The organism is Oceaniovalibus sp. ACAM 378 (genome assembly GCF_008085915.1).
In the GTDB taxonomy this organism is placed as follows: domain Bacteria; phylum Pseudomonadota; class Alphaproteobacteria; order Rhodobacterales; family Rhodobacteraceae; genus Oceaniglobus.
This window is the reverse complement of record NZ_VSJK01000003.1, coordinates 22283-41350: the sequence shown is the minus strand read 5'-3', so window position 1 is coordinate 41350 and position 19068 is coordinate 22283. Positions and strand designations below refer to the sequence as shown.

General features: G+C 59.4%; 23 protein-coding genes. 14 read left to right on the top strand and 9 right to left on the bottom strand.

What is annotated here, in order from left to right; genetic code table 11:
* The first annotated feature begins 1 nt into the window (after window position 1).
* From putA to FQ320_RS04190, 3 genes are read left to right on the top strand one after another with little or no spacing between them, the layout of a single operon-like run.
* Window positions 2-3433 carry a bifunctional proline dehydrogenase/L-glutamate gamma-semialdehyde dehydrogenase PutA gene (putA, locus tag FQ320_RS04200; RefSeq protein WP_148470358.1) on the top strand — a complete coding sequence of 1144 codons (3432 nt, stop codon included), beginning with the start codon at window positions 2-4 and terminating at the stop codon, window positions 3431-3433.
* A 46-nt stretch (window positions 3434-3479) separates the two neighbouring features.
* Window positions 3480-4214: a rhomboid family intramembrane serine protease gene (locus FQ320_RS04195; RefSeq protein WP_148470357.1), complete on the top strand. Its 735-nt coding sequence runs from the start codon at window positions 3480-3482 to the stop codon at window positions 4212-4214.
* A 5-nt stretch (window positions 4215-4219) separates the two neighbouring features.
* Entirely contained in the window at window positions 4220-4582 is a 363-nt protein-coding gene (locus FQ320_RS04190) for a GFA family protein (protein ID WP_148470665.1), read from the top strand.
* Here FQ320_RS04190 and FQ320_RS04185 read toward each other — a convergent pair whose 3' ends face one another.
* On the bottom strand, window positions 4583-5368 hold the full coding sequence (locus FQ320_RS04185; RefSeq protein WP_148470356.1) for an inositol monophosphatase family protein: 786 nt from the start codon (window positions 5366-5368) through the stop codon (window positions 4583-4585).
* 103 nt (window positions 5369-5471) lie between these two features.
* Window positions 5472-6395, bottom strand: coding sequence for a LysR family transcriptional regulator (locus FQ320_RS04180; RefSeq protein ID WP_148470355.1), 924 nt, complete (start codon window positions 6393-6395; stop codon window positions 5472-5474).
* Window positions 6396-6484: 89 nt separating this feature from the next.
* Here FQ320_RS04180 and metF point away from each other — a divergent pair, with 89 nt between their 5' ends.
* The 4 genes from metF (at window position 6485) to FQ320_RS04160 (ending at window position 9974) form a co-directional block, all read left to right on the top strand.
* Window positions 6485-7351 (top strand): methylenetetrahydrofolate reductase [NAD(P)H], encoded by an 867-nt coding sequence (gene metF, locus FQ320_RS04175; RefSeq protein WP_148470354.1) that lies wholly within the window; start codon window positions 6485-6487, stop codon window positions 7349-7351.
* 37 nt (window positions 7352-7388) lie between these two features.
* A complete protein-coding gene (locus FQ320_RS04170) occupies window positions 7389-7865 on the top strand; it encodes a PaaI family thioesterase (RefSeq protein WP_148470353.1) in 477 nt (158 codons plus the stop codon).
* Between the two features lie 673 nt (window positions 7866-8538).
* Complete coding sequence (locus FQ320_RS04165) at window positions 8539-9192, top strand: DUF2461 domain-containing protein (RefSeq protein ID WP_148470352.1); 654 nt, start codon at window positions 8539-8541, stop codon at window positions 9190-9192.
* A gap of 260 nt (window positions 9193-9452) precedes the next feature.
* Window positions 9453-9974, top strand: coding sequence for a hypothetical protein (locus FQ320_RS04160; protein ID WP_148470351.1), 522 nt, complete (start codon window positions 9453-9455; stop codon window positions 9972-9974).
* Here FQ320_RS04160 and FQ320_RS25505 read toward each other — a convergent pair.
* Together FQ320_RS25505 and FQ320_RS04145 are read right to left on the bottom strand one after the other, a co-directional pair.
* Window positions 9937-10572 (bottom strand): hypothetical protein, encoded by a 636-nt coding sequence (locus tag FQ320_RS25505; protein WP_187393768.1) that lies wholly within the window; start codon window positions 10570-10572, stop codon window positions 9937-9939. The genes FQ320_RS04160 and FQ320_RS25505 overlap by 38 nt on opposite strands.
* Window positions 10573-10619: 47 nt before the next feature.
* A complete protein-coding gene (locus FQ320_RS04145) occupies window positions 10620-10775 on the bottom strand; it encodes a hypothetical protein (RefSeq protein WP_255509362.1) in 156 nt (51 codons plus the stop codon).
* A gap of 340 nt (window positions 10776-11115) precedes the next feature.
* Between FQ320_RS04145 and FQ320_RS04140 the strand changes: the two genes are divergently transcribed.
* Entirely contained in the window at window positions 11116-11781 is a 666-nt protein-coding gene (locus FQ320_RS04140; protein WP_148470350.1) for a L,D-transpeptidase, read from the top strand.
* Window positions 11782-11905: 124 nt separating this feature from the next.
* On the opposite strand, the gene FQ320_RS04135 is transcribed toward FQ320_RS04140, so the two are convergent.
* The 5 genes from FQ320_RS04135 to FQ320_RS04115 all read right to left on the bottom strand — a co-directional run bounded on the left by FQ320_RS04135 (window position 11906) and on the right by FQ320_RS04115 (window position 14336).
* On the bottom strand, window positions 11906-12280 hold the full coding sequence (locus FQ320_RS04135) for a hypothetical protein (protein WP_370513013.1): 375 nt from the start codon (window positions 12278-12280) through the stop codon (window positions 11906-11908).
* Between the two features lie 137 nt (window positions 12281-12417).
* Window positions 12418-13005 carry a cobalamin biosynthesis protein CobQ gene (locus FQ320_RS04130; RefSeq protein ID WP_148470349.1) on the bottom strand — a complete coding sequence of 196 codons (588 nt, stop codon included), beginning with the start codon at window positions 13003-13005 and terminating at the stop codon, window positions 12418-12420.
* Window positions 13006-13185: 180 nt separating this feature from the next.
* Window positions 13186-13545, bottom strand: a complete 360-nt coding sequence (locus FQ320_RS04125; RefSeq protein WP_148470348.1) for a DsbA family protein — start codon at window positions 13543-13545, stop codon at window positions 13186-13188.
* A gap of 86 nt (window positions 13546-13631) precedes the next feature.
* Window positions 13632-13757, bottom strand: coding sequence for a PEP-CTERM sorting domain-containing protein (locus tag FQ320_RS26825; protein WP_148470663.1), 126 nt, complete (start codon window positions 13755-13757; stop codon window positions 13632-13634).
* A 15-nt stretch (window positions 13758-13772) separates the two neighbouring features.
* Window positions 13773-14336: a L,D-transpeptidase gene (locus FQ320_RS04115; RefSeq protein WP_148470347.1), complete on the bottom strand. Its 564-nt coding sequence runs from the start codon at window positions 14334-14336 to the stop codon at window positions 13773-13775.
* Window positions 14337-14803: 467 nt separating this feature from the next.
* Between FQ320_RS04115 and FQ320_RS04110 the strand changes: the two genes are divergently transcribed.
* The 6 genes from FQ320_RS04110 (at window position 14804) to FQ320_RS04085 (ending at window position 19057) form a co-directional block, all read left to right on the top strand.
* A complete protein-coding gene (locus FQ320_RS04110; protein ID WP_148470346.1) occupies window positions 14804-15214 on the top strand; it encodes a hypothetical protein in 411 nt (136 codons plus the stop codon).
* 562 nt (window positions 15215-15776) lie between these two features.
* Window positions 15777-16421, top strand: a complete 645-nt coding sequence (locus tag FQ320_RS04105; RefSeq protein ID WP_148470345.1) for a cytochrome c — start codon at window positions 15777-15779, stop codon at window positions 16419-16421.
* A 3-nt stretch (window positions 16422-16424) separates the two neighbouring features.
* Window positions 16425-17408 carry a cytochrome c gene (locus tag FQ320_RS04100; protein ID WP_187393766.1) on the top strand — a complete coding sequence of 328 codons (984 nt, stop codon included), beginning with the start codon at window positions 16425-16427 and terminating at the stop codon, window positions 17406-17408.
* Window positions 17398-17826, top strand: coding sequence for a hypothetical protein (locus FQ320_RS04095; protein WP_148470344.1), 429 nt, complete (start codon window positions 17398-17400; stop codon window positions 17824-17826). The genes FQ320_RS04100 and FQ320_RS04095 overlap by 11 nt, the downstream gene beginning before the upstream one ends.
* Window positions 17816-18301, top strand: coding sequence for a hypothetical protein (locus FQ320_RS04090; RefSeq protein ID WP_148470343.1), 486 nt, complete (start codon window positions 17816-17818; stop codon window positions 18299-18301). The genes FQ320_RS04095 and FQ320_RS04090 overlap by 11 nt, the downstream gene beginning before the upstream one ends.
* Window positions 18302-19057, top strand: coding sequence for a ferric reductase-like transmembrane domain-containing protein (locus FQ320_RS04085; RefSeq protein ID WP_148470342.1), 756 nt, complete (start codon window positions 18302-18304; stop codon window positions 19055-19057).
* The last annotated feature ends 11 nt before the right edge of the window (window positions 19058-19068 follow it).

Sequence of the window (19068 nt, the reverse complement as noted above, 5' to 3'; positions counted from 1 at the left end):
CATGCGTGAGACTTCTACTTCACCCGCCCTGCCCTTTACCGCCGACAAATACGGCGATGCCGACAGCGTGTTGGCCGGTCTGATCGACACAGCCGCACTGTCGCCCAGTGACCGCGCCGCCATATCCGCCCGGGCCGCGACCCTTGTAAGCGGCATCCGGTCGAGCGCAAAACCCGGCTTGATGGAGGTGTTTCTTGCCGAATACGGCCTTTCCACCGGCGAAGGCGTTGCGCTGATGTGTCTGGCCGAGGCCCTGTTACGGGTGCCTGACTCTGCCACCATCGACGATCTGATCGAAGACAAGATCGCGCCGTCAGACTGGGGTACGCATCTGGGACGCTCGTCGTCATCGCTGGTCAATGCCTCGACATGGGCTTTGATGCTGACGGGCAAGGTGCTCGAGGGGGAAAAACCCGGTCTGGTCGGCACCCTGCGCGGCGCGGTCAAGCGGCTGGGCGAACCGGTGATCCGCACTGCGGTGGCCCGGGCAATGCGGGAAATGGGCCGCCAATTCGTGCTGGGCGAGGATATGAAAGCGGCGATGGCACGCGCTGCCAACATGGAAAAGCGCGGCTATACCTATAGTTACGACATGCTGGGCGAAGCGGCACGCACTGCCGCCGATGCCGCGCGCTATACCACCGCCTATGCGCGGGCGATCGATGCCATGGCCCCGGCTGCCATCCACGGCGACATTCGCGCCAACCCGGGGATCAGCGTGAAATTCTCGGCGCTGCATCCCCGTTATGAGGTGGCCCAGACCGACCGCGTGCTGGAAGAACTGGTGCCGCGCGTCACGACGCTGGCCCGGCAGGCGGCGCGCCTCGGCATCGGGTTCAACGTCGACGCAGAAGAGGCCGACCGCCTGACCCTGTCGCTTCAGGTTATCGAACAGGTGCTGGCCGACCGCGAACTGGCCGGGTGGGATGGCTTTGGTGTGGTGGTGCAGGCCTATGGGTTGCGCTGTGCGCCAACCATCGACTGGCTGCACGCCCTTGCCACACGGCTGGATCGCAAGATCATGGTACGACTGGTAAAAGGCGCCTATTGGGACACCGAAATCAAACACGCCCAGACCCTTGGCATGCCGTCTTTCCCGGTGTTCACCGCCAAACCCGCCACCGACGTCAGCTATATCGCCAATGCGCGCAAACTGCTGGCCATGACCGACCGAATTTATCCCCAGCTAGCCACCCACAACGCCCATACGGTCGCCGCGATCCTGCATATGGCCGATGACAAATCCTCGTTCGAATTCCAACGGTTGCATGGCATGGGTGAACGGTTGCACGATATCGTTCTGGAGCAGGAAAACACCCACTGCCGCATCTATGCCCCCGTGGGCGCGCACCGCGATCTGCTGGCCTATCTGGTGCGCCGGTTGCTGGAGAACGGTGCCAATTCATCCTTCGTCAACCAGATCGTCGATGAAGACGTAACCCCCGAACAGGTCGCCGCCGACCCCTTCGATCAGATCCACCGCAAGGCACCGGTGCGCCGGGGTACCGAGTTGTTCGCCCCCGAGCGGGACAATTCCAAAGGCTTCGATCTGTCCAGCGCGGCAACTCTGGCAAAAATCGCGGCGGCGCGTGATATATCCGCCAGTTTCGACGCCGCGCCGATTCTGGCCGGGCCGGTGGCACCCGGCGAGCCCAAGCCGGTGCACAGCCCGACGGACGGCACCCAGATCGGCAAGGTCCAGAATGCTTCCCCTGAGGATGTGGAAACCGCGCTGTCCGCCGCTGCCCCGTGGGATGTGGCACAATCGGAACGCGCGGCAATCCTGAACCGCGCCGCCGATCTTTACGAACAGAACTTTGGCGCATTCTTCACCCTTCTGGCGCGTGAGGCGGGCAAGACGCTGACCGATTGTGTCGGCGAATTGCGCGAGGCAGTGGATTTCCTGCGCTACTATGCCGCCCAATCCGCGCATCTGACCCACCCTGCCTGCGGCGTGTTCACCTGCATTTCACCTTGGAATTTTCCGCTGGCCATTTTCACCGGTCAGATCGCAGGGGCGCTGGCGTCAGGTAACGGTGTACTCGCCAAACCCGCGCCACAAACTCCGCTGGTCGCCCATCTTGCCGTCACCCTGCTCCATGCTGCGGGCGTGCCCCGCGCATCTTTGCAACTGTTGCCCGGAGACGGCACGGTCGGCGCGGCGCTGACCTCGGACGCGCGGATCGCGGGCGTGGCCTTTACTGGATCAACCGCGACGGCGTTGAAGATCCGCGCCGGAATGGCCGCGCATATGGCCCCCGGCGCGCCACTGATCGCCGAAACCGGAGGGTTGAACGCGATGATCATCGACTCCACTGCGCTGCTGGAACAGGCGGTGCGGGATGTGGTGATGTCGGCGTTCCAGTCGGCGGGGCAACGCTGCTCGGCCCTGCGCTGTCTTTATGTGCAAGAAGATATCGCCAGCGATTTCAAAAGGATGCTGTTTGGTGCGATGGATGAGCTTTCGCTGGGCGATCCGTGGGATCTGGCCACCGACACTGGTCCGCTGATCGATGCAACCGCCCGCGCGCAGATCGCGGATCACATAGGTCAGGCCCGAGCCGAGGGTCGGCTGGACAAACAGTTGAGCGCGCCGAAACAGGGCCATTTCATCGCCCCCACCGTGATTGAAATTCCGGGTATTGCGGCACTGAAACGAGAAATATTCGGGCCGGTTCTGCACATCGCCACCTTCCGCGCCGGAGAGATCGACCGGGTGATCGCCGATATCAACGCGACGGGATACGGGCTTACCTTCGGGCTGCACACCCGCATCGACACGAGGGTGCAAGAGGTGACGGATGCCATTGCGGCGGGCAACATCTATGTCAATCGCAACCAGATTGGCGCGGTTGTCGGCTCGCAACCCTTCGGCGGCGAGGGCCTGTCGGGCACCGGCCCAAAGGCGGGTGGCCCATCCTATCTACCGCGTTTCACCGCCGAGCTACCAAAGGATCGCGGGCAGGCAGGCGAGGACAGCCTGCCGCAAAGCGATACTTCCACCCTGTCGCGTACATTAAGTTTACCACTCAAGCCCATGAAACAAAATCCGAAAGACCTGCCGGGCCCAACGGGTGAATCGAACCGGCTCTCGATCCATCCGCGCCTGCCCCTGCTGTGTCTCGGGCCATCAGACAATCTGCGCGCGGCTCAGAAACAAGCCGTCGAAGCCTTGGGCGGCACTGCCATCCTTGCGCGTCTCGACACCGAAACGCTGGAAACTCTTCCGATCTTCGGCGGCACAGTCTGGTGGGGTGACAGCGACACGTCCCGGGCCATCGGCCTTGCCTTGTCGCGGCGCGACGGGCCGATCGTGCCGCTGATCACCGGGACGGTCACGCAAAATGACGTGACCTATGAACGCCACATCTGCATCGACACCACCGCGTCAGGCGGCAACGCTGCCTTGCTGGCCGAGGCCGCCACTGCCTGAGGGGAAACCTTGACGAAGCCGGGAAACATGGGCACATCTTCCGCCCATGTTTCCAATCCGCGACCACAACCCATCCCTGCGCACGCCCTTTGTTACTTGGGCGCTGATCGTGGCCAATGTTGCAGTGTTCCTGCTGACCCTCGCCATCGGCGACGACCAGCGGGCACTGTCCGAGCTTTACTTCAACTGGGCGCTGATCCCTCAAAAATCCGATCCCGTCACCTATATCACCTCACAGTTCATGCATGGCGGGTTCCTGCACTTGGCGGGCAACATGCTGTTCTTGTGGATCTTTGGCGACAACCTGGAAGAAGAGATGGGCCATGGGCCGTTTCTGATATTCTATTTGGCGGGCGGCATCGCTGCAGGGTTGGCGCAAACTCTCTCGGCCCCCGGATCGACCATACCGATGGTCGGCGCGTCGGGCGCAATCGCGGCAGTGATGGGCGGCTATCTGTTGATGTTCCCCAAGGCCCGGGTGGATGTGATGATCATTTTCATAGTGTTTTTCCGCATCTTTGCGATGCCGGCCTGGATCGTTCTGGGTGTGTGGTTCGGGTTGCAGATGTTTTCCAGCCTGAACAGCACCACAGACATGGGCGGTGTGGCCTATTGGGCCCATGCGGGAGGATTCGCGGCCGGAGTGATGATGGCCCTGCCTCTGTGGCGAAGACGCGGTGGCACAGGCTATTGGAGCCGCACTGCCGGTCGCCCGCCGCATCCGGATGCGCAGTACCGATATTCCGCCTCATCGGTGCCACGCGTAGGGCGACGCCGGTGACAGGATTGCGGGCCACATGTCATTGCGGCGCTGTGCAACTGCGCGTCACGCTGAGCGATGGCCTGAACAGCATCAGACGCTGCGATTGTTCGTTTTGTGTAAGGCGGGGCGCCGCAGCAGTGACAGCGCTGCGCGAAAATGTCGAAATTGTGCAAGGTAGCGACAACCTGAGCCGCTATCAATTTGGCACGAAAACGGCTGTGCACTATTTCTGCAAGACCTGCGGAATCTATACCCACCACAACCGACGGTCCAACCCCAAAGAGGTGGGGATCAACGCCGCCTGCCTTGACGGCGTATACCTGCCCGATCTCGATCCAATCCCATGGAGCGACGGGCGCAACCACCCATCCGACAAGAGGTCCTGATCAGCCGCGAACGAGTTTCAGGAACGGATCAAACAGCGCATCGTTTGCGACAACGATACTGCCATCTTCGACGATTGATTGTCCGACCCGCAGCGGCGCCATCAGGGCACCTGCCTCGCGGCAGATCAGAGCACCCGCTGCAATATCCCAGGGCTTCAACCGCTGCTCCCAATATCCGTCAAACCGGCCTGCCGCGACCCATGCGAGGTTCAGCGCTGCGGCCCCCCACACATGCAATGCGGCGGTGGCAGGGGCCACACGGGCGATTTCGGTAATCGCACCGGGAAGACCCGCATCGCCGGAATGCGGGATCGACGTCGCAAAGACGCCTTCGATCAGCGAACGACGCCCCGACACGCGGATCCGACTTTCGTTCATCCAGGCTCCGCCACCTTTTTCCGCCACGAACATTTCGTCCTTCGCAGCGTCGAAGATCACCGCCGAAACGATTTCGCCCTTATGCTCCAAAGCGATGGAAACGCACCAATGCGGCATGCCGTGGAGGAAATTCGTCGTCCCGTCCAGCGGATCGACGATCCAGCGGCGGGTTGGATCCTTGCCTTCGACAGGCGCGCTTTCTTCACCAAGCCAGCCATAATTCGGGCGGGCGTTCATCAGGTCATCGCGGATGATGTTTTCGGCGGCGATATCGGCCCTTGAGACAAAATCGCCCGCACCCTTGACCGACACCTGAAGGTTCTCGACCTCGCGGAAGTCCTTGATCAGGGCCCGTCCGGCGCGGCGCGCGGCCTTGATCATCACGTTCAGATTGGCACTGCCCTGCATGGTCTTCTCCGGCCCCGGTTGAAGCCTGCGTCTTAGGGGAAGGGACGAGCTTTGCCAAGGGCCGCGCCAAAGTGCGGCACCGGTTTACAAACACCCCGTCGCGTCAAACCGCGGCGCGCCGGCCTTCCCGTTGCAATTTCACCGGCTCGCTGCGTGCGAGACGCAGGAAATGCGACATCCAGGGCACTGTCGTATCCTCGGATCTCGTCGCGGCGAAAAGCCGTTTGGTCAGCCCCTTTTCGGTCAGCGGGCGGGTGATGTAGTCAGAGTGGTACCGCACCTCGCGCAGCACCCAATCGGGCAGCACGGCGACCCCGCGGCCCGACGCGACCAGCAAAAGTATGACGGCAGTCAATTCAACCTGTCGCACGCCGCGCGGCTCGACCTTGGCGGGGGTCAGCAGTTCAGTGAAGACATCCAGCCGCGCCCGCTCGACCGGATAGGTGATCAGCGTTTGATCGCGGAAATCTTCCGCCTCGATAAACGGTTTCGCCGCCAGCGGATGCCCGGCCGACGCGACGAACACCGGTTCATAATCGAACAGCGGCGTGAAATCGACGCCGGAAATCTTTTCAGGGTCCGCAGACACCACCAGATCCACGGTTTCCTTCTGCAACGCGGGTAGCGCATCGAAGGCCAGACCGGGGCGGATATCCACATCGACATCGGGCCAGGCATGGCGGAATTTCTCAAGCACCGGAAACAGCCATTCAAAACAGGCGTGGCATTCGATGGCGATGTGCAGCCGGCCCGCCTTGCCACTGACCAATCCGGCGAATTCCTCTTGCGTCGCCTCGATCTCGGGCAGTATCCGTTCGGCCAGACGCAACAGCTTCATCCCCGCAGCCGAAAGTTTCAGCGGTTTCGAACGGCGCACGAAAAGCTCTACCCCGGCCTGATCTTCAAGCCCCTTTACCTGATGGGACAGCGCACTTTGGGTTATATTCAGCTGATCCGCCGCCCGGGCCACGCCGCCCGCGTCATGGATCGCCTTGATTGTACGCAGGTGGCGAAATTCGATATGCACGGCGGGACTCATGATGTTGATGAGAATTATGAATTTGTCTCACAGACCGGATGCTGAAACAAGTGTCCAACCCCCGAGAGGATTCCACCATGACGACGCCAAATGTCTCGTTCGAGTTTTTCCCGCCACAATCGCTTGAGGCGTCATTTCGTTTGTGGGACACGGCAAACATTCTGGCGCCGCTGAATCCCGGTTTCGTTTCCGTTACTTACGGCGCAGGCGGCACCACCCGCACCCTGACGCACGAGGCTGTGGGCCTTTTGCACAAGAATTATGGCCTGACCGTGGCCGCACATCTGACCTGTGTCGATGCATCGCGTGAAGAAACCCTTGCGATTGCACAGTCTTACAAGGACGCTGGCGTAAGCCAGATCGTTGCCCTGCGCGGCGATCCACCCAAGGGCAGTGGCACGTTCACCGCCCATCCCGAAGGTTTCGTCAGCTCCGTCGATCTGATCAGCGCGCTGGCCGAAACGGGCGACTTCGAGATTCGCGTTGGTGCTTATCCCGACCGCCACCCCGAAGCGGCCAACGACACCGCCGACGTGGATTTCCTCAAACGCAAGATCGACGCAGGCGCCACATCGGCGATCACCCAGTTCTTTTTCGAGGCGGATACCTTCCTGCGGTTCCGCGATGCCTGTGCTGCCGCCGGAATTGAAGCGCCGATCATTCCGGGCATTCTGCCGATCGAGAACTGGGGCGGCGTGAAACGGTTCGCCGCGCGCTGTGGTACGTCAGTGCCCCAGTGGCTGGACGATGCGTTCACCACCGCGGTTCGCGACGGACGCGAAGAACTGCTGGCCACCGCGATCTGCACCGAACTCTGCTCCGGGCTGCTGAACGAAGGGGTGAACGATCTGCACTTTTACACTTTGAACAAGCCGCACCTGACCCGCAACGTGTGCCATGCCCTTGGAGTGACGCCGCACGTCGGGCTTGAGAAGGTCGCCTGATCGCGGCACCCTGCGCGGGCACTGACAGGAGCCCGCAATGTACTTTTCCGAATCGACCGACGAATTGCCCGATCCTGCGACGGTTCGGTCGATGTCGGGTCTTGAGTTCATGCAGCGGGTTCACGACGGCACCCTCCCGCAGCCGCCAATCGCGCGGCTGTTGAACTTTCAATTAGATGAGGTTGCGCCGGGCCGCGTCGTGTTTCGCGGCACGCCGTCGTTCGACCACATGAACCCCATGGGCGGCGTACATGGCGGCTGGTACGGCGCTTTGCTGGACAGTTGCATGGCCTGCGCGGTGATGACGAAAGTGCCAAAGGGCGCGGTCTATACGACGCTGGAATACAAGATCAACATCACGCGCGCGATCCCGCCCGGGGTCGAGATACTGGCGACCGGATGGACCGACCATGTGGGCCGCTCGACCGGCGTGGCCCATGGCGAAATGCGCGGGACGGATGACGGGCGACTATTTGCCACGGGGTCGACGACCTGTCTGATTATGGGGACCTGATCCTGCTGGCCTAACCATGCTGGCGTGAGGATGCGAGCCTGATCAGCGAGGTGCGCGACGAATCCGGGCTGCCTCCGGCGGGAGTATTGTCAAGTGGAGAAGCGGCTATTTTTCAGTGCCATTGTAGTGGTATAAGTTATCTGATCTACGTTGATATCTACGTCTTGGCTACGGGTTAAAAGTTGCTTTCGAAAAAAGCAGCACATCAGGCTCATAACCTGAAGGTCGTAGGTTCAAATCCTACTCCCGCAACCAAAAAACAGCGTTAAATCAAATTCTTAAAGCCCGACCTAATCAGTCGGGCTTTTGCTTTTGCAAAACGTGTCAACGCCATGTCAACGTTTGGCGAGTCGCATTTGAAGAGCAGAATACAATAGGCGCTGGTCGCGAGAGAATCCTGTGGAAGCATCACGGTATGATCGAGTTTCGCACCCTCACCGATGACCATCCCGACCTCGCGCATTCGCCCTTGCTGCGGGCGGAATTGCTGACCCGTGTACGAAAACTCAGGCTGACAGGCCGTTCACTGGGGTAGGAAATCTGCGCCTGTTTGATCAGATGACCTTCGTGTGTCGCGCAACAAGCCCATGGCAGATGCGCTGAATAAGTCTTACAAGACGATAATCGGAATCCAGACCCGCCTCGTCGGCGCTCCGAAACAGGAGCCATGCCCATGGTAGAACCAGAAACATTTGCGTTCCTGACAGTTCTCGCAAAGAACAACCGCAAAGCCTGGATGGACGCGCACCGCGCTGAGCGCGATGACGCCCTGCGCAATTTTACCGGCATCGCGATGACATTGCACGACTATGCAGATCGCTTTGATCCTTTCGTGGCTGGGGCGAGGATCAAACCCAAACAGAGCTTCACCAAGTTCTTTCAAGAGCCGCGAGACCGCATCGGACGGGCGCTTTACCGTTCAGATGTGGATGTTTTTGCCAATGCCGGTCATCCCGCAGAAGACTTCGGATACTACCTGCATATCGAACCGGGAAACTGCCACGCAGGTGCCGGGCTTTTCCAACCATCCAAAGAGGCGCTCGCGCGGTCGCGCAACCGTCTGACCGATGATCCGCAGGGCCTGACAGAGGTATTGGCCGATCGTGATTTCAAGAAGACTTTCCCAGACGGATTGGTCACCCGAAAGGCGTTGAGCGCACTGCCAGACGGCTATGAAAATAGCCATCCTGCGGCACCCTATCTGAAAATGTTCGGTCTCGGATGTCGCAAAGACTTATCGGACGCGGCCCTGCTCGACGACGGGGTGATTGATCTGCTGATCGAGATCTTTCGCCCTGCCAGCCAGCTGGTACGCTACTTCGACTGAATACCTGCGAGAAAGAGATCGCCAGCGGAGGTGTCGTCGAGTGATTGATTTTGTCCGGAAACATCGCCAGCACACCGGCTTTGCCGAAGATCGTCTGTGTGTATCTAAATTCTATCGTGCTCAGCCCACAGCCACCGCGCTCGACACTTGGCAAAATGATTTTTGATTTTTATGGGCTTTGTGAAACCAGAAGATGCTAATGCTTTCCCATTAGTGATTGCCTGAAGAACTGGAATTCTAAATTCAGAGGAGACGTTGCAATGCCCTACGTAATCCAATCATTCTTAACCGCGACTGCCATTTTGATTGCCGCTGACTGTTCGGCCCAGTCCCGCACCGACACGATGTTTCTGAAGATGGATGGGGTGGAGCAGCAGCTTAACATTTCACTCATCGATCCGCAGGTCATATCGAAATGGGAAGCGTCGGCCCCAGAGTGGGGAACAATGAACATCGATGGGTTTCTTGGGGAGGCCACCAACGCCGAACTGCAAGTCAATCTCTTCTTTAGTGTCTATGGGTCGGGCAGTGATCAGCGGATCATCGAGCCGAGCATAATGATACTCGAGCGCGGCACGCCAGGTGCATGGGATACATCGGACCGCGACGAAGATCCGATCATCACCGTCACCACCTATGAAAGTTCGGATGCTGGCGTGTTGGTTGAAGGTACCTTTTCAGGCACCCCTGACCTACGGAGCATGAAAATGGCAGATTATGAGAAAATTGGCGAAATCCGAACTGTCAGCGGCAGTTTTTCGATTCTGTATCCAGCTCAGTAAGTTCAAGCGAAACCCGATGTAATCGACCTGACTCAGTAAGGTCGATTACAAGCTCGTTTTCTGGCTCAAGTTCCGTCGACGACGGCAGAAAATGTCCGGTTTTATTCATGTGTTTGGACTTTTCGGGCGTGCTGTGTATCTCCGCTTTCCCGTCGTATTTACTGGCTGTGTGAGGTCCTCGAAACGTGATCGCCTCATTAGTGGCTGTACGGTTGCGCTGCGAACCTGTGCCATGTTCGGACGCTGGAGAGTTATTCGCAGTCCATTGAAACTGTAAGAGTTTGAAGCAAGTTGATCGTTGATCTGTACAATCGAAGCCCTTTGAACTGATTTCACGGGGCATCGCCCCGGCCCGGTTTTCCCCTGCAGGCTCGCGCATCACGGCATAGTTGCTGACCATTCGAACAACGACCGCACCTTCCGGCAGCGCCTCACTCTCGGCAACGCCTCGGGCCTGGACTGTGGTGCTGTACTCAACCACAGGTGGGCAAACGCGTCCTGACCGATCATAACTGCCCGTCGAGGAGGCGCTCAGCGAGAGCATCGCGATCATGAGGGCGGCGGCAGGCGGCGTCCAGCATCTGGCGTTGAATGCCATGCTTTGTCTCCGACGCCTGAAGCCGTTTCGCCAGCCGCCCAGCGCGTTCACCAGCGCGGCGCAGGTTGAGCAGGAACAGGATGACGGTGCCTGATCAGAATTTTGCCAGTGCCGCGGCAGGCGATTTCGGCGCGTGAGAAATTGCGCCAGCGCCAAGCGTCCTTGGGCACATCCCGCCAATGGCCGTAAAGGGTCGTGGTCATCGTGGTCTCCTGCAAATAAAAACCCGCCACTCAGCACTGGGCTGGAAAAGTCCTGTCGCATTCGAGCGCAAGGTGGCCTAAACGAGCACTTGGGGCGGAACTAAAACGGGACAGGTCCAAAATCTTCGATCTAGTTCGTGGTGAAGATCTGCAGACAGCAAATCGGAGCTTACGCCCGTGCCCAGTCTTCGGGGACCACTTCACATTCCTGAGAACGGATCGCACTATCAAACCGTCGGATCAAACACCTTACATTGGAACTGAAATCCCGCCCATCAGTTATCAGTAGATACCTGCTGAGAAGGGCTCCGTCGCAACGAAACGCAAAAGAAAGACGCACATGTTCACCAGGCGCCATTTCATCATATCGGCAGCAGCTCTGCTTTCTCCGCCCTTTGCAGCCCCGGTTTTCGCATCAACCCATCTGCAAGACCAGTGGTTCGCGTGGGATGCTCAGGTAACTCCGCGTGGCTACGACAGTGAAACAACCAACATTTGGGGCTTGCATCCGCGGTTGCTGCCACGTTTGGTCAAAGCACGTGAGGGGCTTGTACCGGGCGATATTCATGTCGATGCAATCGCGCGATATCTGTACCATATTCAAGGTGATGGAACAGCCATGCGCTACGGTGTAGCCATCGGTCGTGACGGTCTGTACGAGCCCGGCACATATACGATCCGGCGCAAGGCAAAGTGGCCGAGTTGGACGCCCACGCCGAACATGATTAGCCGCGAGCCTGAAATCTATGCCAAGTACGCGGACGGGATGGAACCCGGACCGGAAAACGCACTGGGATCGCGTGCGCTCTATCTCTTCGTCGGGGAGCGTGACACCTATTTGCGCATTCATGGCACACCACTTCCGCGTTCAATCGGCAGCCGCGCTAGTTCCGGGTGCGTGCGCATGGTTATGCCACATATCAACGACCTATTTGATCAGGTCGAAACAGGTGCGACCGCCCACCTCTACCCTGCAGAAGAGGGTAACGTGGCTACAACCAGCTGACGCCTCTCCGAAAGCCCGCGCGGTCACCTTAGTTGAGGGCGCGCGGTGTGGCTGTGGATAGCGAAAATGAGTTAACTTCGTCAGAATTCTTGGCCAACAGCGTGCTGCAAAAGCAGCTTTTCCGTCAGCTTGTAACCTGTGGTTCGACCGCAGCCTGCGTGCAGATTGGTCTTCCGTCGACCGTCCGTAGCGGCAACATCGTTATTTCAACCGGACCAGCGTGGCGGTACCAATAGCACCCGTCTTCGGGCTGCAGGATCACCTCTTGAAGGTTCTGATAGGGCGCTGCGATCATGGACACTCCTTCCGGCAATTCTCTGATAAACCCCGTCGACTCGTCAGTTGTCTGACTAAGAGGTATGGTACAGGCGCCGAGTGCCAGAAGTGCGATTAAAATCAAGATCGGCTGATATTGCTTCATGGCATCAGGCGAGACGATGCCCATACAAGCTGCCTCCAGATTTGAGATCGTTGGCGCGTGATGTTTCAATGGAAGCATTGAATATCCTCGATTCTTGTGATGTCCCATTCGAAATTCGGATGGTGCGGCTTTGGCCAAGCGCTGTGTGGATCTTACGATGGGTAGCACCGCCGCAGCATACATGAAAGCAGGCGCGGCAACGCGACCGCCAGGATTCATCCCATGCCATGCAACCCGTGCAGGCTTCCGGTCCAGAGCGCGGGCACCACGACAACGGCTGCAACGGCCAAGACTGCAAGCCGGTCGCGCCATTTCTCCAAGCGCCAGAGTAGGAAAGCGGCCAGCGCAATCACCAGACCTAATTCCAAGGGTGCGAAGATGTCGCCGTAAAAGCGGCCGTCCCAATAGCTGACTGGGCTCTGAAAAACCCAGTCGCTGACAGGCCAGAACTGTCGGCGTGCGTCGTCGTGGTGGGTCAGGAAATCGGCGGAGGCGTGCAGCAGCCCTGAGCCCGCGAAGGCGCGCAGGATGACCGACCCGCGCCAGGCCGCCAGCCCAAACAGACTCCCCCAGACCAGGAACCCGTGGTCGATGGCAAAAACGGCTTGCCAAGTATCTGAAAAATAGAGTTGCCCGAACACCTCATGCTCGGGAATTCCGAGAAGGCGCGTGCTCCACAGAACCATCATCAGTATGGGGAGATCGGGCGCAAGACCGCCAAACAGGGCTGAGAACAGGATTGACGAAGCCATGGGGCGCGAAAAGACGGCGGCGCCGATAAGTATGTGGGATGGTGTGTTCATGTCTTCAGCATGCGAGGGATGGCAACGAAAGCTCGTCGGCAATGTTGCGCCTCAGACGCGAACCAGGCACTGCCCCTTGTATAACCGTGTGTCCGACAACCAAGCCCTGTGTTCCGGCAAAGCCGAACACGTCAGTCAGGGCGCGGATGCGATCAAGTTCAGCCTGAACCGCTGCAGAGTTCATGTCCAGTGCGAGTCGGGCGAAGTCGAGCCCGACGTCGGCAGCATCGACGAGGAGCGCGCGCCGGTCGGCGACAAGTAAAGTGCGTATGACTCGCTGCCGGTTGGGTTGCTGTAAACCTTGTCGCGCCGCAGCCAATTACGCGCGCGCTGCAAGCTCCGAAGGGGCGCAAAGAACGGCAACTCGTGCTGAGCAAGCTGGACGGTGCCAGACTCTTCAGCAGGGATTTCGTCAGGGGCGCGCTCGAGGGCTCGGCAATATGGGCAGAGGAACGCGCTGCAATACGCGATCGAAACAATGCCCGAAGACGGGTTCTTGCCGAACAGCGCCCCGCAGAGATTGGCCTTGACCGCGCCCATGCGTGCGCGACGTGCCGGGGCATCCTCGTCCGGAACATGAAGGCCAATGAGGGCTACGGATGCTTCTGATACCTTTCCGTCTGTCTTCAAGGTTCGCAAAGGTGGCAACCCGTCGATAGCCGAATACGTTGGACTTTGATCAGAAAACCGCTCCCAGAGCATAGCGCGAAGACCGTAGATGGCTCTGATCGTCGCCCCGATGATAAGAAGATACCGGGGTTTGGCCCTCACAGCACTGTCACCAGAGTTCCGACCGGAACCTGCTGATAGAGATCGATGACGTGTTCGTTCAGCATCCGGATGCAACCATTCGAGACCGATGTCCCGATGGACCATGGTTCTGTCGTGCCGTGGATCCGAAAATACGTGTCGATCCCGTTCTTGTAGAGGTAGAGCGCGCGCGCACCCAGAGGATTGTCAGGACCACCGGGAACCCCGTCGGCAAACTGGGCATAGCGGTCAGGGTTTCGCCGGATCATATCATTCGTCGGCCGCCAGGAGGGCCACTCTGCTTTGCGCTCGATGATTGCCGATCCCTTGAACTCCAGACCGGCGCGACCGACACCGACGCCGTAGCGGATTGCGCGCTCGCTCTCAATGATGTGGTAGAGAAAGAACAGGCGCGGGTTCACAAGGATCTGACCCGCAGCATATTGTTCCCGGACACGGACCTCGCGGGGCTGGAATTCGTCAGCCAGGAGAAAGGGCTTTACTGTATGGGCGCGCAAAAGGCTGGGCGTGGTCAGGAACGCGGCTGCCGTGCAACCGATGGCGGAACGTCGGGTTAACATACTGTCTCCAAGTGGCAAACTGTGGTGGGAGAGGCGTTCGTTCAGCACAGCTGTCGTGGAGGGGGTGGCTGAGGCCCAAAAACCAGTCTGGTGACGGGCATTGGGGCGATCACGGAAGCGGCGTCTGCCAGGCCGACATTCGGGATCGACACCGTTGGCGGGGAGTTCCCGACCCACTGGCAAGATCCATGGACTCCGCCCTTGCTACAAAAAAGATCGTAGGAAAGTTCCATCTGCCCGGCGCGATCGACCGCAGACGCAAAGTCGTTCTGCTCCGTGACATTTGGAGCAGCCGTGATGGCCATGAAAAACCAGAAGAAGAGTAACAAAACCCGCATGCCGTTATACTAGCAGGCAGGCACCACTAATGCGGTCATCACAACGCGGTGATTTTGGACATGCCGGTACAACTGCAGCGCGCCAGACACGGGCTCACCCGATTGTGACTTAGCGAAGCGGCAATCCGTTTGACCACCCATAATGGAAGGCTGCATAAAAAAGAAAAGAAGGAGCAGTCGATGCGATTCAGTTGCCGAAGGCTTCTCGTGGGTGCGTCGGCCGCGTTCATGATATCGGCGCAAGGCGTTCTGGCTTCGCAAAACACCGAAGCATCGGTCCGAAATAGTATTTTTTCGTCTCCGGTGCGCGATTGGCAAGACCATTCCGACGCACTCGGTCGCGGGATCATCATTGGCGACACCGCTATCCGGGCGCTGCAGTTCTGGACCAGCGACGGCAAGATGCGACTTTTCTCGACCTCGACCTCGACCTCGACGTCGGTGCCCTTGACCAATGACCTGACACGCCGCGGCTATACCGAGGTAGTGGAAAAACCCGTCGACCGAAGCTGGGCCCCGACCCGATCGGAACCCAAGTGAAACTGATCTGACGTGGGCACGACAAGATCGCCCCTTGCATCCTCTGTTCGAGACCGCCTGCAAGCGGTCCTGATTGCTTTTCGAAGCTGGCTGACAATGTGTCTGATCGCTGTACTCGTCCTCGCTCCCGTGGCCACGTTGGCGTTCGAGCAGGGGCATGACGATCAAACCTCAATTACCGCATCGTCGGAACCTTCCCCCGAACATGCAATGCTCTGCGACAAGGGCCTGTCGTGCTCGGCTTATCTGGTTCTGGAACATGCAGCCGCTGTACGGATTGAAACTGCCACTATGACCTTGGCTCCATCCGGCGAGCAACTTACGCACGACATTGCTGGTCCTGCAATCGATCTTCCGCCTCCACGCTTCGCCGCCTGAAAGCGGGAATCGTTTGCTTTATTGACCCGGCGGACGGGATTATCGGTACGCACCGAAACGTCCGGGCGCGCGGTCGGGAAAGCTGGACATCCCACCTTTACGAGCCTTGCTTTCCGCTGCGCCTCATGCGCGCACGCGGGTTTGAAGGCAGTTCCAACAATAAAAGCACTGGGTGGACAGGCTGATGACATCAGGCACGACGGGCATATTTGCTGCATTTATTTCTTTGGCCGCGGTTGCGGCGCTGGCTCATTCGGGGGCAACAGGGGTTGGCCTCGAGCGCATGACCGGCATGACCGCGATGCGTGACATTGTGAGCGAACTCGCGCCCATGATGCAGGGCACGGTTCCCTACAATGCATTCGTAGTTTCAGATGGCGGCGCGGTGATTGCAGGGCATGCGGGTGATACGATGATGGCACTGTTTCCCGAGGGCAGCCTTGAGGGCGTGACCTACGCCAAACCGGAAATCTGGGTTAAGTGGCGGGATTTTTCCGCGATGGCGCAAGAGCTTCGTGTTTACGCCGAAGCCCTGTCGAAAGCCGCGCCGAACGGGCTGCAGCCCGCCACGCCGCCACCGAATGCTATGGCCGATATGGTTCACTCCGGCATGGCGATGGCCACAACCCCACCGGCAGAAAAGTCCTTTACCGTTGCGGAACTGATGGGCTATGGCGGACCCGCAGACACCGCTTCCTTTGCGCGGGCGACCATCAACTCAGCAACACTCGAAGTTGATCTTGCGTCCCTGGCGGCAGATGACCTGTTTCAGCGGATCACCGCGACCTGTTCTTCTTGCCACGCGCAGTTCCGCGCCGGTCGGAGCTGAACCATGCGGGGCATCATTAGAGCAGGGATCGTTTTACCAACGGTGCTGGTTGGTGCGGGAGCCATAGTGCTATCGCTCTGGGCCATCGGCGCCACGGAGCCTGCCGCTTTTCCGCCAGGAAACGCCGAGCGCGGCGCTTATCTTGCACGGGCCAGCGGTTGCATTTCTTGCCATACCGACGCGGTCACGGCGGGTCCGGCGCTTGCGGGCGGCGCGCCGCTTGACACGCCCTTCGGCAGTTTCGTTCCGCCAAACATCACGCCTCACCTGCAGGATGGTATCGGCAGCTGGACGATCCAGAACTTCGCACAGGCCGTACGGCAAGGCGTATCGCCAGACGGGGACCCCTACTATCCGGTCTTCACCTACGAATTCTATGCTGGATTCACAGATCAGGACATTGCCGACTTGTGGGAAGCCTTCCGGACGGTGCCACCAGTGGCCAACGAAGCAGCGGCCCACAACGTCGGTTTCCCGTTCAGCTTTCGGTCAGGCCTCAAGCTTTGGCGGGCAATCTACCTTGATGCGCCTTCGACAGATGCACGATTGGGCACCTCGAACTCTTGGAACCGCGGTCGACTTCTGGTCGAGGGCGCTGCACACTGCGCGGCATGCCACACTGGTCGCAATCTGGCTGGGGGCCTCGACAGCGAGCGCTTTGGCGGAAATGCTCAACTTCCGGGTGGGAGCAAAGCGCCATCGATCCAGATCGCCGATCTTCTCGCAAATGGCTGGACAGTGGCCAATCTCTCCTACGCTCTGAAGTCCGGCATCCTGCCGAGCGGCGACGCCTTCGGCGGAAGTATGGCCGAGGTGGTGAAATTTGGCACAGCGTTCCTGTCCGAGGACGACCGCGAGGCCATCGCCAGTTACCTCCTTGATCCCGAAGGAACCGGGATCGTGCCACCACCTGACATTCCCGTCGCTGCCACGCCCATGGCCGCCATCATGGACCACTCAACTATGGCTATGACCAATGAAAACTAGGTTTATCGCCGCGATTCTTGCTGTCGGGTTCGTTCTGTTTGCAGGAGCGTTCATCTGGGCAACGGTCCGACCGTCAGCCCAAGGCGAAGCACCGGCAGCGGTTCCGGCGGCAACTGCGACGCTGTCGGAAGTCCTGTCGGACGGGCGCATCGAGGCGCAGGTCTTCGCCCTCGGGAACAGAGATATTCAGCTGGATCTTCAGTTTTTGCACGCAGCAGATGGAATTGAGACGGCTGACATGCGGCCGAGCGTCAATTTTGCCATGGTTCAGATGCACATGGATGGGATCGAACCGCCCTTGCAACCGATCGCGGCCGGTGTCTGGAGGGTGCGCTTCAAGTTGCCGATGGCGGGGCGATGGGTCGTAAACGTCGGCATGGGCGAGGAATTTGCAGAGGTCGAGTTCAATGCAGACTAAGGGTCATTCCATCCTGATCGACAGGACCGAACTTTCGAAACGGGGCTTGCGAGGAACGCTTGTTGCGCTTGCTCTCTTTGTGGTGATTGGGACCGTGTCGGCGGTCTGGGCCAATCCATTATTCACGCGCATGACACCAGTCGGAACTTGGGAGTTGGCGGCGACAGCCATGCTCGCCGCACTCGCGGGTGTCACGTCAGCCTTTTGGGTTCCTCGATGCCGCATGCGCGCGCCCGGAAGTGGGGGCATCGTCGGGTTCCTCGGCATCGCGTGCCCGACCTGCAACAAGGTGCTGATGCTGATCTTTGGTGGCCCTGCGTTGCTCGCGTGGTTTGATCCGTTCCGCCCGGTGCTGTCGGTGTTTGGGATACTGGCAATGGGCTACGCGGCCTTCCGGTCATGGCAGGCGTTCAGGGACCAACTGGTGGCCGCCCCAGTGCCCAAGATTGAAATTTCTGCAGAGGAGCTAAGCTGAATGACTTTCGTCAAGAAGCTATTGGTGCCAATCCAAATCCATATTGGCACGCGAAACACCGCCGTCCGGCACTTACTGGTCGCGGCCCTCGGCTTAAGTCTGCTTGGCGTTTTTGCCGCCGTCCATTCGACCTGGAGCCCGATGCACCGCTGGAACCGCTCCTTTGGAGACGCGGCGATGGTTCTCGTGGCTCTGTCCGTCGGCATCGGCCCCCTCGCGCGGCTGCTCCGGTCTGCAACACGACTTCTGGCGCTCCGGCGAGAGCTCGGCATATGGGCGTGTCTCTATGCCGTGGTCCACACCGCCATCGTTCTTGTCGGCTGGGTGGAGTACGATCTGATGCGACTGTTCGGGTTCGAATGGCACCCGGAGTTGCAGGCCTACGTCATGTTTCAGCAAGGTTTCTCGTTGGCAAATGCCGTCGGGCTTTCGGCACTGTTGCTGGTGATCCTGCTGGCTGCAACATCCAGCAACCTCGCAATGCGTCGGCTTGGAGTGTCGGGCTGGAAGTTCTTGCAGATGGGTGTGCTGCCGTTGTGGTGGTTGACGGTGGCGCATGCCGGCTATTTTCTGTTCATCCATTTCCTGAGTTTCCACCGTGCTGTACCTGACCCCAACCCACTTCGGCCATGGTTTGCCGGTCTGGTCGTCATGGTTTTGCTTTTACGATGGATTGCCTACATCGCGACCGTACGCGCCAAGGGCCGTGCAGTCCGTGGCAGCGCAGGGACGATCCAAGCGCCACTCGGACCGTGAAATGTCCCTAA